The organism is Algoriphagus yeomjeoni (assembly GCF_049821175.1).
Taxonomy (GTDB): Bacteria; Bacteroidota; Bacteroidia; order Cytophagales; family Cyclobacteriaceae; genus Algoriphagus; species Algoriphagus yeomjeoni_A.
In genome coordinates, this window is sequence record NZ_CP187512.1 from 3,231,441 (window position 1) to 3,244,816 (window position 13,376).

The 13,376-nt window shown below is 39.1% G+C and carries 15 protein-coding genes; 11 read left to right on the forward strand and 4 right to left on the reverse strand.

Annotated features, from left to right (window positions below; genetic code table 11):
• Positions 1-43: 43 nt before the first annotated feature.
• On the forward strand, positions 44-1,411 hold the full coding sequence (locus ACPUEN_RS13105) for a peptidylprolyl isomerase (RefSeq protein WP_425636360.1): 1,368 nt from the start codon (positions 44-46) through the stop codon (positions 1,409-1,411).
• 51 nt (positions 1,412-1,462) lie between these two features.
• On the opposite strand, the gene ACPUEN_RS13110 is transcribed toward ACPUEN_RS13105, so the two are convergent.
• Both ACPUEN_RS13110 and ACPUEN_RS13115 read right to left on the reverse strand, forming a co-directional pair.
• A complete protein-coding gene (locus ACPUEN_RS13110; RefSeq protein ID WP_425636361.1) occupies positions 1,463-1,786 on the reverse strand; it encodes a hypothetical protein in 324 nt (107 codons plus the stop codon).
• 91 nt (positions 1,787-1,877) lie between these two features.
• Positions 1,878-3,668 carry an ABC transporter ATP-binding protein gene (locus tag ACPUEN_RS13115; protein ID WP_425636362.1) on the reverse strand — a complete coding sequence of 597 codons (1,791 nt, stop codon included), beginning with the start codon at positions 3,666-3,668 and terminating at the stop codon, positions 1,878-1,880.
• Positions 3,669-3,813: 145 nt separating this feature from the next.
• Here ACPUEN_RS13115 and ACPUEN_RS13120 point away from each other — a divergent pair, with 145 nt between their 5' ends.
• The 10 genes from ACPUEN_RS13120 (at position 3,814) to ACPUEN_RS13165 (ending at position 11,211) form a co-directional block, all read left to right on the forward strand.
• Positions 3,814-4,914, forward strand: a complete 1,101-nt coding sequence (locus tag ACPUEN_RS13120) for a Glu/Leu/Phe/Val dehydrogenase dimerization domain-containing protein (RefSeq protein WP_425636363.1) — start codon at positions 3,814-3,816, stop codon at positions 4,912-4,914.
• 115 nt (positions 4,915-5,029) lie between these two features.
• A complete protein-coding gene (gene nusB, locus ACPUEN_RS13125) occupies positions 5,030-6,214 on the forward strand; it encodes a transcription antitermination factor NusB (protein ID WP_111612378.1) in 1,185 nt (394 codons plus the stop codon).
• Between the two features lie 7 nt (positions 6,215-6,221).
• Positions 6,222-6,524: a YtxH domain-containing protein gene (locus ACPUEN_RS13130; RefSeq protein WP_111612377.1), complete on the forward strand. Its 303-nt coding sequence runs from the start codon at positions 6,222-6,224 to the stop codon at positions 6,522-6,524.
• A gap of 94 nt (positions 6,525-6,618) precedes the next feature.
• Complete coding sequence (locus ACPUEN_RS13135; RefSeq protein WP_425636364.1) at positions 6,619-7,161, forward strand: DUF1573 domain-containing protein; 543 nt, start codon at positions 6,619-6,621, stop codon at positions 7,159-7,161.
• 2 nt (positions 7,162-7,163) lie between these two features.
• Positions 7,164-7,481: a preprotein translocase subunit YajC gene (gene yajC, locus ACPUEN_RS13140; protein ID WP_425636365.1), complete on the forward strand. Its 318-nt coding sequence runs from the start codon at positions 7,164-7,166 to the stop codon at positions 7,479-7,481.
• An 8-nt stretch (positions 7,482-7,489) separates the two neighbouring features.
• Positions 7,490-8,452, forward strand: coding sequence for a YbbR-like domain-containing protein (locus ACPUEN_RS13145; protein ID WP_425636366.1), 963 nt, complete (start codon positions 7,490-7,492; stop codon positions 8,450-8,452).
• Positions 8,445-9,050 (forward strand): dephospho-CoA kinase, encoded by a 606-nt coding sequence (coaE, locus tag ACPUEN_RS13150; protein ID WP_425636367.1) that lies wholly within the window; start codon positions 8,445-8,447, stop codon positions 9,048-9,050. Before ACPUEN_RS13145 ends, coaE begins: the two co-directional genes overlap by 8 nt.
• Before the next feature lie 75 nt (positions 9,051-9,125).
• The gene (locus ACPUEN_RS13155; RefSeq protein WP_425636368.1) at positions 9,126-10,007 is read left to right on the forward strand and encodes a bestrophin family protein; all 882 of its coding nucleotides are present in this window, start codon (positions 9,126-9,128) and stop codon (positions 10,005-10,007) included.
• A gap of 48 nt (positions 10,008-10,055) precedes the next feature.
• The gene (locus tag ACPUEN_RS13160; RefSeq protein WP_425636369.1) at positions 10,056-10,850 is read left to right on the forward strand and encodes a HipA family kinase; all 795 of its coding nucleotides are present in this window, start codon (positions 10,056-10,058) and stop codon (positions 10,848-10,850) included.
• The gene (locus tag ACPUEN_RS13165; RefSeq protein WP_425636370.1) at positions 10,828-11,211 is read left to right on the forward strand and encodes a DUF3037 domain-containing protein; all 384 of its coding nucleotides are present in this window, start codon (positions 10,828-10,830) and stop codon (positions 11,209-11,211) included. The genes ACPUEN_RS13160 and ACPUEN_RS13165 overlap by 23 nt, the downstream gene beginning before the upstream one ends.
• Before the next feature lie 70 nt (positions 11,212-11,281).
• On the opposite strand, the gene serS is transcribed toward ACPUEN_RS13165, so the two are convergent.
• Positions 11,282-12,556 carry a serine--tRNA ligase gene (gene serS / locus ACPUEN_RS13170; RefSeq protein ID WP_425636371.1) on the reverse strand — a complete coding sequence of 425 codons (1,275 nt, stop codon included), beginning with the start codon at positions 12,554-12,556 and terminating at the stop codon, positions 11,282-11,284.
• Between the two features lie 39 nt (positions 12,557-12,595).
• Positions 12,596-13,363, reverse strand: a complete 768-nt coding sequence (locus tag ACPUEN_RS13175) for a hypothetical protein (protein WP_425636372.1) — start codon at positions 13,361-13,363, stop codon at positions 12,596-12,598.
• Positions 13,364-13,376 lie beyond the last annotated feature (13 nt).

A 13,376-nucleotide genomic window follows, 5' to 3' on the forward strand; every position in this document is an offset into this window, starting at 1 on the left:
TAAGAAACCCGTCAAATTAGAACTAAAAGACGGAACAACTCCCATGAAATTATTAAACCGACTAACCTTTACTTTAATAGCCAGCATGCTGATTACCGCATCATTTGCTCAAGAAACCACGCCTACTACAGGCCAGGTACTTGACAAAATTGTGGCTAAAGTGGATAATTATATATTATTGGAATCAGACGTTCAGAAAGCATATTTGGAAGCTATTTCTCAAAATCGACAGGGTCAAGAAGCTCCAAGCAGATGTCAGATATTTGAATCTCTGATGATCAATAAACTGATGGTAGCCAAAGCAGAAGTGGATTCTGTAATCGTCACCGACGCAGAGGTTATGCTTCAAACTGAACAGCGATTCAACATGGTGCTCCAGCAGTTTGGAGGAGATGAAAATACACTTGTAGAAGCCTACGGTAAAACCTCAGACCAACTCAAAGCTGAGATTGAAGATGTGATCAGAGAACAATTAATTGTGCAACGGATGAGAAGTCAGATCACCGAAGGATTAACTGTTTCTCCAAATGACGTTAGAGAGTTTTTTAATAGCATTCCTACCGATTCTCTTCCACTATTCACATCTGAGGCTACTGTCGGGCAAATAGTCGTCAAACCCGAAGTAAATCCCCAAACCAAACAGGCCCTTTATGATCAAATGGTCCAATTCAAGAAAGATATTGGTGAAGGCAAAGCTGACTTTGGCGATTTAGCGAGAAGATATTCTGAAGATCCTGGCTCAGCTTCCAATGGAGGAAATTTGGGTTTTTCTTCTAGAGGACAAATGGTTCCGGAATACGAAGGAGCTGCATTATCCCTAAGACAAGGTGAAATTTCTGATCCGGTAGAAACTGCGTATGGTTTTCATATCATCCAGCTATTGGAGAAGAAGGACAACACCTATAACACGAGACACATTCTAATGTCACCAAAAGCTACGATGGCAGATATAGAAAAGTCTGAGAGATTCCTTGATAGTCTTAAAACAGAGATTGAAGCAGGAAGAATGGAATTTGCAAAAGCTGCTAAAGACTTTTCTGATGACAGAAGCACATCAGATAATGGCGGTTTCTTCACCGATCCATCCAATAGTTCCAATCGTCTTTCTTTAAGAACGCTTGAAGACCCAAGTCTATATTTTATGATAGATTCAATGGAGGTAGGTGATATTACTCCACCGATGCAGTTTGACGACCCAAGAGAAGGTAAAAAAGTTCGTATTATCTATTACAAAGCAAAGTATCCTGCACATAGAGCAAATATGAACGATGACTACGAAAAACTAAAAGCAGCAGCGCTCCGCAAAAAAGAAGATGATTTGCTCAGCAAATGGTTTGTTACAGCCAAGGAAGATATTTTCATAGATCTTGACCCAGCTTACGATCGATGCAATGCACTAGCTGCAAAATGACGAAAAAGGCCCGAGAATTTGCTCTCGGGCCTTTTTTGATATCTTGAGATCTTAACTTTTCTTCTTACCAAAGAGAGCCTTGAAAGCTAATCCTAATTGCTTTAGGCCTTCCTTCAAAAATCCTTTAGATTCTTCCAATTTAGGCTTGAAATCGTCAGAACGCTCTTTAAATTCTCGTTCTAAAATCTCTTTCCCTTTTTTAAATTCAGCTTCAAGAGACGTTTTATTCTCTTTCAAATCCTTAATTTTCTTGTCTATTTCTTCCTTTGCATCTGAACCAGCATCAGCTCCTTTTTTTACTAATTCTTCAATTTTATCGCCAATCTCCTTGAGGACTTTTTCTAGATCTTGGGTGGTTGATTTCTTCTCCGTCATAACTAAAAATTTTAAGATGAACTGATACTCTTCAAGTTAATTACTTTTTTCAAAATGCCACTTTTCTGAGTTATAATATAGATAGAAATCATTAATTATCAACGGATTCTCCTGCCTGAGTCTGTTTTTCGTAAAGCTCAGCATAGACTCCCTTTTGGGCCATCAACGTCTTATGATTCCCTTGTTCGATTACTCTGCCATCATCCAAAACGATAATCTGATCTGCCAGCTTAGCTGATGACACGCGATGGGAAATAATAATCGATGTGCGGTTTTGCATGATATTTTTTAGAGCTGTCAATATCACATTCTCAGTCTTAGTATCCACAGCAGATAGGCAATCATCCAGAATGAGGATCTTTGGCTCCTTGGCAATAGCTCTAGCAATAGAAACTCGCTGTTTCTGCCCACCTGAAAGGGTAATTCCTCGTTCGCCTAGCATAGTCTCAAAGCCTTTCGGAAATTCAATGATATTCTGATAGACATCCGCATCCTTCGCTGCTTGCTCTATAATCCTTGGGTCTGATTCCTCGATTCCAAAAGCAATGTTATTTCCTATGCTATCTGAAAACAAAAATACATCCTGAGGAACATAACCAATTTGCCTCCTTAAATCTGAAACAGAAAGCGAATCAATTGGCTTTCCATCCACTTTGATCACACCTGAGTTAGGATCATACATTCGCATTAACAAGTTAGCTATAGTAGATTTCCCTGAGCCTGTTGTGCCAATAATCCCAAGCGTTTGTCCTTCTTTGATTTTAAAGCTTACATTTTTTAGTGCTTGGATCCCAGAATCCGGATAGATGAAAGAAACATTATCCATTTCTACTGTCCCTGTAATTGTTGCCTTAATGTCGTTAGTAGTAAGAATATCATTCTTTTCATCAAGAAACTCATTGATACGGGTTTGGGATGCAGCTGCACGCTGAACAATACTTGTCACCCAGCCTAGCGAGGTAACTGGCCATGTCAGCATGTTTACATATAAAATAAATTCTGCAATAACCCCGTAACCTATCTCTCCGCTGATTACCTGCAAACCACCTACATAAACAGTGATAATTGTAGAAACACCAACAAGAGCCATAATGATCGGGAAGAATAGCGCATTAACACGGGTCAGCCGAATAGACTTCACCTTATAATCTTCACTTGCTGTCGCAAAATCATTCACACTATCACTTTCTCTGACAAAAGCTTTTAGTACCCGAATACCTGAAAAAGCCTCTTGCACAAACGTACTTAATCCACTTAAACTTCGCTGAATCTTTTCAGAACGCTCATTGATCATGTTATTCACATAATATATGCTTAGAGAAAGTACTGGAAGTGGCAACAATGCGTAGAGTGTCAACATTGGATTGACCGTAATCATATAAGAGATCACCAATGGAAACAAGATCAGAAGGTTCAACCCATACATGATAGCTGGACCGAGATACATTCGTACACGGCTCACATCTTCAGTGATTCTAGCCATCAAATCTCCGGTGCTATTTTTTCTATAGAAGCTAAGAGGTAGTTTTTGGTAGTGATCGTAGATTTCATTTTTCATGTCATACTCTACCTTTCGAGACATGATGATGAGCGTCTGACGAATAAAAAATAAGAAGATCCCTCTCAGTAAAGCCATTACTAAGATTAATATTCCAAACACAAACACGAATTTTAGAAAAATATCTTGAGCCTGATTACCCATACCACCCTGCTCTAAAGGCTGATAAATTGAAAAACTTTCAACAACATAATCTATTGCAAGTCTTACTAATTGTGCAGGGATAATTACGAAAATGTTAGAAATCACCGTAAAAACTATCCCCAAAAGGATTAAGCCCTTGTATTTGTACAAATACTTATTGAGTCGCCAAAGTGGTTTCACCAAATAAAAATTTTAAAATGAAAGAAATAGATTAGGAAGACTGGGTATATTAATCCTTTGAAGGCCAATAAAAGTATTTAATTTTGTATCGGTCAATTTCGCAAGGAGTACCCAAATATAACACATTCTAAAAAGCTAAGTTCACATGTTAGAGATTAAAGCTACCGAAACAGTACGTGAAGGTTCAATCTTTGGCCAAATCACTACGATGGATCACGAACAACTTGTGATCTGCCACGATGAAGCTACCGGCCTAAAGGCATTGATAGGAATTCACAACACCACGCTGGGCCCTGCTTTGGGCGGAACCCGTATGTGGCCTTATGCTTCTGAAGAGGAAGCGATTACAGATGTCCTTCGTTTATCCAGAGGAATGACATTCAAAAATGCGCTGGCTGGATTGAATCTTGGCGGTGGTAAAGCTGTGATTTTGGGTGATCCAAAATTGAAAAATGAAGCTTTCCTAAGACGCTTCGGGAGATTTGTTCAAAGCTTAGGTGGCAGATACGTAACTGCAGAAGACGTAAACATGAACACTTCGGATATGGAGTTCATCGGCCTGGAAACTCGCCATGTCACTGGTCTTCCTGAGATCAAAGGCGGTGGTGGAGATCCTTCTCCAGTTACGGCTTATGGTGTTTACATGGGCATGAAAGCAGCAGCGAAAAAAGCCTTTGGATCTGAATCCTTGGCAGGAAAAAGAATTGGTGTCCAAGGTGTAGGGCAAGTAGGCAAGTATTTGATTGACTATTTAGTAAAAGAAGGAGCCAACGTGCTGGTAACGGATATTTTTGAAGACAAGCTACAGGCAGTTGCCAAAAAAACAGGCGCTCAAGTAGTTGATCCAAATGTGATCTATGATTTGGAAATGGATATTTATTCGCCTTGTGCCCTAGGAGCCACTGTCAATGATGAGACGATTGACCGCTTGAAATGTGCCGTAATTGCAGGTGGTGCAAACAATCAATTAAAAGACGAAGCCAAGCATGGCAAAATTTTAGTGAAAAAAGGAATTGTATACGCACCTGACTTTCTAATCAACGCTGGTGGTGTCATCAATGTAGGCGCTGAGTACTTCGGCGGATACAACAGAGATACTGTTTACAAGCAAACTGAAAAAATATTCGATACTTGTTTGAGTATTTTAGATAAATCAGAAAAAGAAAACATACCAGCTCAACAAGCAGCTATCGAGACAGCTAAAGCTAGAATTGAAGCTATCGGAAGAGTAAAGCTTTCTTTCTAAGATCACATACATCCTCATCAAAACCACCGGAAATGGCTTTCGGTGGTTTTTTTGTCTCATCTACCTACATGATAGCCACCTCAAATTACCTATATTTGCAACTCATTTCGAAGACATGCTAAACAGAAGAATACTCAGAGTAAAGGCTTTTCAAAACCTATATGCATACGAACAGTGCAAAGGTTCTAACCTAAACCTGTCAAAAGATTTCATCCGCGCCTCATTCATGCCGGATCTGAACAGTATGGAAGTGCAAGATAAAACTGCACTCAACAAAGAAGCTGAGGAGGCTATCAAGCTTTTTGAGCAGAATCTCACGTCAAAAGACCTACTAAAATCAAGCGAGGCGAATAGAAAAGTAAAACAGGTTGTTTTAGATGCTTTGAAAAAGTATCATGAGGCAAACGAAAAAGATCACCAGTTTTTGTTAAAAAACATGGTGGTATCTGCCGAACGAATTCCACAGCTATATTTGCTTGCGATTGAGCTTTTACAGGCGTTTGCAAAGCACGTAGAAAAAGAAATTGAAAAGAAGAAAAAATTCGCTTCCAACAATCCAGTTGGATTTGGGAACGAACTGAATTTCCCAAACAACACAGTTCTTGCGTCCCTTCGTGAATCTGATTCATACAGAGCAGCGATTGCGAGAAACAATGTTAACCTGAATGATATAGAACTGGAAATCAGAGAATGGTTTAGAGACTATATAAAGCCTTCTGAATTTTACCAGGAATACCTTCAATTGGAAAGTCCAACTGTAACCCAAGATTTTGAGCTGGCTGATGATCTATTGAAGAAAGTTCTGTTCAAAAATGAAGTGATCTTGAATTTCTTTTCTGAAAAAGATTTAAACTGGACAGAAGATAAATCGGTAGTTAGAAGCTTAGCTTCCAAGGTATTGAAAAATGCGGCTAATCTAAACGAGGAAAATGAAAGCCAAATGCCTGAGATCGCTATGAACTGGGACGAGGATAAGGAGTTTTTTCAAAATATCTTTAACTTCACCATTGAAAATGATGTAAACAGTAAGGCCCTTATTACTCAAAAAACCAAAAACTGGGATATTGATAGACTTGCATTTACTGATAAAGTGATTATCTCGATGGCAATAGCGGAAATGAAAAACTTCCCGAGTATTCCTGTCAAAGTAAGTATAAACGAGTATATCGACATCTCAAAAACATACAGCACACCAAAAAGCAAGCAATTTGTGAATGGATTGCTAGATGTAATGGCAAAAGAGTTAACCGAAAGCGGAGAAATCCGTAAGAGCGGAAGAGGACTTTTAGACAATAAATAACTTAACTATGAGCAAGAGCAGTAATTCACTCATCGCATTCCTAATAGGCGCAGGCGTAGGCGCAGCAGTTGGAGTACTTTTTGCACCAGATGCAGGGACAAATACCCGTGATCGACTTTCTTTTAAACTTTCAAAATACAAGAAGGAACTAGAAGAATTAATCGATGATTTGGTAGACGGAAAGGAAATGCACCTTAACGAAGCAAAAACCGAAGGAAAAAGAGTAATAACAGAAGCGAAAAACAAAGCTGAGAACCTTCTCAGTGATGTGAACAAATTAATAGATCAAATCAACCAAGGAAACAATTAACAGATATGAAATCGAGCGTAAATTATCACTCCCACTGAGGAATGAAAATCGATCAGCGAGATTCCATATAACCACTAAAAAAATATAAATAGATATGAAAATCAACGTAATTAATATGGCGGTGTTTTCCGTCATCCTTGCTTTGGGAACTTCTTGTAACCAAAAAAGTGATCAGGACGAGAAAATCGCTGCTCTTGAACAAAAAATTGCCCAATTAGAAACTAATAGCCCTGTAGCAACACCTGTTAATGCGCAAGCAACACAGGTTGCGGATCCATCTACTTTAGGTGCTTTTGCATTTCCAGAGGAGGAGTACGACTTTGGTGCTATCAATGAGGGCCAAGTAGTAGAGCACATTTTCAAATTTACAAATAATGGACAGGCTCCATTAGTAATCTCCAACATTACTGCTTCTTGCGGATGCACTAGTCCTGATTGGTCTAAAGCACCTGTAAAGCCAGGAGATGAAGGATTTGTGAAAGTTGTATTCAACTCATCCGCCAAATCAGGTGCACAAGCCCCTACAGTAAGTATTCAAGCAAACACTAACCCAGCTGTTACCAGATTAAGATTGAAAGGTACAGTTACTCCAAAAATTGCAGGCGCAGCTACTCCAGTAGGCCCAGTTAAACGATAATTATGATTTCTACAGTACTAGCCCAAGCTGCCGCAGGTAGCAGCGGAATTTTAGGACAAGTTTTCCTTTTCGGTTCTATTATTCTGATCATGTATTTCTTTATGATCAGACCTCAGCAAAAAAAGCAAAAGGAAAGTAAAAAATTCATTGAAGAAATCAAAAAGGGCGACGAGGTAGTAACAATCGGCGGACTACATGGTAAAGTAAGCTCAGTTGAAGGCGATGCTGTAATGCTTGAGCTCGACAGAGGCCTGAAAGTCAAAGTGGAAAAATCTGCTATATCATTAGATTTCTCGAAAAAGACAGAGACAAAAAAATAAATTGAATTTTGCCGGAAACTAAAAAATCCAATAAAAGGATTTCTCCAAAAAAACTCTCTAATCTGAAAGTGGTAGTCCTCTGCATCGCAGCAGCTACCACTTTTTGGATTTTAAACGCCCTCAATAAGGACGATTATAATACTGTTGTCGATTTTCCTATTGAGCTAGTTTATGACCAAGATCAGTATGTGGCTGTCGCTGGTCTTCCAACTACTTTGGAAATAGAAATCTCAGGAAATGGATGGGATTTACTCAGGAAATACTTCAATTTCAATAGTGACTCTTACCCTGTTGAGCTTACAAATCCAGCATCAAAAAATTACATCCTTACTGCTGACCTAAAAAGATCCCTGGGTGAATTCCTTTCCCCAACACAGCTTAATTCTGTTCTTAAAGATTCTTTGAAATTCAAAATTGACAAAATTAAAACTGTCAAGGTCACCCCTGTCCTGGATTCTACAAGCTTCTCCTTGGGTAAGAATTTTAGAGTCATCGGGCCTGTTACTTTTAGTCCAAGCATTATAACAGTCAAAGGTCCTAGCTCAGTAGTGGATAGTGTGAAAACCTTTCCAATTACTTTAGAGGAAAAGCGTATTAACAAATCAGTTGATAAAGAAATCATACTAACGCTACCTGAAAATCTCGGTAATCATGTGACACTTGAGGTAGATAAAGTCCAAGTTAAATTTGATGTTGTTGAATTTTTAGAAGGAAATAAACGCCTTAAAATCAAAAAAATAAACTTTCCGAAATCAGTCACTCTACAGAATGAAGATGTGGTAATTATGATTTCTTATTTGGTAGATGAGCGAAAGTCAGCCGAATTAAAGGACCTTGAATTCGAAGCAATTTTGGATTATTACAAAAGGAACAAAACGGACAGCACGATCAGCGTTCAGGTAAAACCAATGCCTGAATACCTAGAACAAGTTGTAGCTCAACCTGCAATCTTAAAGCTCAAATATGAGTAATACCTCGCCCATCTTAGTGGGTATAACTGGCGGAATTGGCTCAGGAAAATCAACCGTAGCCAAGATTTTTTCTATACTTGGAATTCCCGTTTATTCAGCTGATGAGCGGGCAAAGTGGCTAATGGGAAATGACGAAGAACTAAAGAATCAAATTAAAAATGCCTTTGGAGCGGAATCTTACCTTTCTGACGGCAGCTTAAACAGGAGTTTCCTAGCAAATGAAGTCTTTTCAGATCCAGAAAAAGTCAAAACAATCAATTCCCTAGTTCATCCAGCGGTTGGAACGGATTTTTTGACTTGGGCATCACAGCAAAATTCCCCTTATGTGTTAAAAGAAGCTGCTTTAATCTTCGAAACTGGAGGTAAAAAAGCGCTTGATTATGTGATTAATGTAAGCTCACCACTGAAAATCAGAATCGCAAGAACGCTAATGAGAGATCCCCATCGCTCCGAAGAGCAGGTAAATCAGATCATCAATCAGCAACTTCCCGACGAGCAAAAAAATGAATTAGCTGATTTTATAATTAAGAATACCGATAACAAACTTTTGATTCCTCAAGTATTAAAAATTCACCAGCATTTAATCGCAGCTAAGTAAAAAATCACCTTCTGTGATACTAGCTGTTAAGTCCTTATTTCTCTTCATCCACCCCAAAACCCTTTTCACAATAGTATGAAAGGATACAACCCCAAAGAATGGTTTCAGGTGATCTTTATAATTCAGAAATCTGACACTTTAGTCAAGTTAGGTCCATTTATGGTCATCATTTTCCTATACTCATTAGGAATTGCTTGGTTAGAAATGGACTTTCTGAAGATTGGAGAAGATAGTTGGGTACAAAACATACCAATCATGCATAGCTTATTAAGCTTTGTGATTTCCATGTTACTGGTTTTTCGGACAAATACAGCTTATGACAGATGGTGGGAAGGCAGGAAGCTATGGGGACAACTGGTAAACAACAGCAGAAATCTAGCACTTAAACTCGCTGGAATGCTAGACAATTCTGATGAAGAATCCAGAAAATTTTTCAGAAGGACAATCCCCATTTATGCTTTTGCACTAAAGGAACATTTGCAATCCAAAGTGACACTTTACATGCTGGATGACAAGGAAGATGAGGAGATAAAACCAGAGATTGACCCAGAAAAACATGTGCCTAATCAGGTTGCCAAATTGATGTTTGCTAAGGTGAATGATCTTTACAAAGTAAAGAAAATCACCGGTGATCAATTGATTGTATTGAATCAAGAATTAATGTCTTTCACTGATATCTGTGGAGCATGCGAACGAATCAAGAATACACCAATCCCCTACTCTTACAGCTCTTTTATCAAGAAATTCATCCTCGCTTATGTCATCACATTGCCATTGGGCTATGTATTTTCTTTGGGATACTATGCAGCTCCCATAGTCACATTCATATTTTATGTGCTGGCGAGTTTGGAACTGGTGGCCGAAGAGATTGAAGAGCCTTTTGGAACAGATGCTAATGACTTACCCATGGGCAAATTATCTGCAAACATCCAAAAGCATGTAGAAGAATTGATTTAGAACTGATTCTTTAACTTTGGATTTTCAAGCTTTACCGAAAAGCATCAAATGGATACTAAACTAAACCTTCGCAAGGTAAACGTGACCCGTTATATTCTACCTCTTCGGGAAGGAGGATCTCTGCCTGCACTTGCCGATGCAGATGACGGTTTCAAATATGTATTGAAATTCCGTGGAGCTGGCCAGCGGGAGAAAGCACTTATCGCTGAACTATTAGGTGGAGAAATTGCGAGAGCTTTAGGAATGAAAGTTCCTGAATTGGTCTTCGCCAATTTAGATCCGGCTTTTGGTAGATCTGAAGGAGACGAAGAAATCCAGGATCTGCTCAAAGGAAGTCAAGGGCTGAACTTAGCCTTGCATTTTCTATCCAGTGCGATCAATTACGATCCAGTAGCAATGAATACTGATTCCTATTTAGCATCCCAAATAGTATGGCTGGATATGCTGATCACTAACGTGGATCGGACTTTTAGAAATACAAATATGCTACTTTGGAATCGTGAGCTGTGGCTGATCGACCACGGCGCTTCGTTTCTGTTTCAACATGCGTGGGTCAATTGGAAAAAAAATGCTGAAGGCACTTTTCCAATTATAAAAAATCATGTGTTGCTGCCTGTAGCTTCTGAACTAGATGCTGTGAATGAAGCCTTCAAAAAGCTTTTGACACCAGAGAAAATCAGCACAATTGTTAATACTATTCCAGAAGAATGGCTACTTGCTGGTGGCGATTCTGAAGATCCCAATGAAGTGAGAAAGGTTTACCAAGACTTTCTGAATCTCCGTCTTTCCTATTCTGATCAATTCATAAAAGAAGCTAACGATGCAAGAGCAACACTTATATGAATACGCCATCATTCGCGTAGTACCGCGAGTGGAAAGAGAGGAATTCATCAATGTTGGTGTAGTGATCTGTCATTGGAAAAGAAATTTTCTAGGCTGCAAGATTCATTTAAACACTCAAAAATTATTGATGCTAGACCCGCAGGCTGATGTGGAAATGATAGCACTTAACTTGGCTTCTTTTGAAAAAATATGCCAAGGATCTACAACTGGTGGTAATATCGCATCCATGGATCTAGCCTCCAGATTCAGATGGTTAACTGCTGTGAGAAGCTCCATCATCCAAACTTCAAGACCTCATTCTGGTACCGCCGAGGACTTGGAAAAAACTTTGGAATGCCTTTTTGAAGAAAATGTAGGTTGAAATAGACCTTAGACATAAGACTAAAAAAGCGAGAAGATTAAATCCTCTCGCTTTTTATATGTCTTTCTTCTTAAGAAATCTTATCAAATCCCAAATAAGGATGTAACACTTTCGGCATGTTGATGCCATCTTCGGTCTGATTATTTTCCAAGATGGAAGCTACAATTCTTGGCAAAGCCAAAGCAGATCCATTTAAAGAGTGTGCTAACTGTGTTTTCTTATCCGCTCCTTTGAATCTCAGCTTCAGACGATTAGACTGATAAGTCTCAAAGTTGGAAACAGAACTTACCTCCAACCAACGCTCCTGCGCCGCAGAATATACTTCCATATCATAGGTAAGCGCAGAAGTGAAACCCATATCACCTCCACAAAGTCTCAAAACGCGGTAAGGCAATTCCAGCTTTTGCAAAAGACTTTGCACATAACTGCTCATGCTTTCCAATGTCTCATAGGATTTATCAGGATGTGTGATCTGCACGATCTCCACTTTGTCAAACTGATGAAGTCTATTCAAACCTCTCACATGAGCGCCCCAACTTCCTGCTTCTCTGCGGAAACATGGAGAATGCCCAACATTTTTGATTGGCAATTCGCTTTCAGAAAGAATCACATCACGGTAAATATTCGTGATAGGAACTTCACCCGTTGGAATCAAATACAAGTTATCCGCATCAGCGTAATACATCTGCCCTTCTTTATCCGGTAGTTGACCTGTGCCATAGCCTGAGTCTTCATTTACCAAAATTGGCGGTTGAATCTCGTAATATCCTTGAGCCAACGCCTCATCCAAAAAGAAATTGATCAGCGCTCGTTGAAGTCTTGCTCCTTTGCCTTTGTAGACAGGAAAACCCGCTCCAGTTATCTTGTTGCCGAGATCAAAATCAATGATATCGTACTTTTTGATCAAGTCCCAGTGAGGAAGCTTACCTTCATAAAGTGTAGGAATTGCTCCATTCTCCAATACAACTTCATTGTCCTCTGCTGATTTCCCTGCAGGAACAGAAGTATGTGGTACATTAGGAATGGTATAAAGTAAAGCGATCAAATCAGCTTCAGCTTTTGAATTTTGATCTTCAAGATCTTTGATCTGAATCTTCAGCTCAGCAGTTCTCTCTTTTATTTTAACTGCTTCTTCAGCTTTTCCCTCACGCATCAATGTCCCAATTTCTTTAGAAATCGCATTGGATTCGCTTTGTATCTGATCGCGCTCTGATTGGGTGGACTTTCTCAATTCATCCAGCTCAACTGCCTGATTCAGTACAGCTTCTGCATTTGGGAAATTTCTCTTTTGAAGACCGGCTAGAACACCGGCATAGTTTTCTCGAATTTGATTAACTAAAAGCATCTTAAAATCTTTGAAATTGAAGCTTCAAAGATAAGCATGTTAGCGAACAATGATGTCTTTACTCACACTTGAAAATGGCCCATCAAGCTCTTTTCCATTTGATCGAAGTAATTGCACTTTCACCTGATAAGTACCTGAAGGGAGATTTTCTACTCTTACAGGAGCCATGTGATCAATCTCATAGCTTAGGTCATTTAGCTGAATAGCGACCTTCAGTCCGTCAAGTTTCATATCTCCTCCAATGACCAGAAAATCAATAACTACTTCACTACCAGCCTGGTAAACCTGATCTGATCTAGGGTAATTCAATGCCAAATACGGCTCAGCTGAATATGGAAAAGGTCTAGAGTCTCCAACTTGAAAATCTCTGTCCACGTAATTCCCGAAATTCTTCAATGCAAGCCCTTCTTCATCCACCAAGTATGCGACCACACGGTAACTTCCTTCTGTAAGATCTCTTTGAAAAATAGGAGAATAAAACCCAACGGGATCGCCTCCATTTAAAATATTGAACAACTTAAATTCCTTAGTTTCATTTAAATCAAAAGGGAAGTTTTTGACATTAAATTCGAAAGGCACTTTTCCAGGCTTAAAAATCTGATTTCCTAAAGGTGTGTATAATTCAAGAATGGCATCTGGATAGGCCGCTTGGTCTTCGTATTGAAAGAATTTTACCTGAGGAGTAGTAACCTCGTCAGCACCTTGGCTTGTCGGCAGTTCTACTACTTCCTCATTAACTCTCTCTTTCTCGGAAGAACAAGCTGAGAAAAGACAAATGAATGAGAGTAAAGTCAGGATTTTATTCATACAGCGTGTAAAT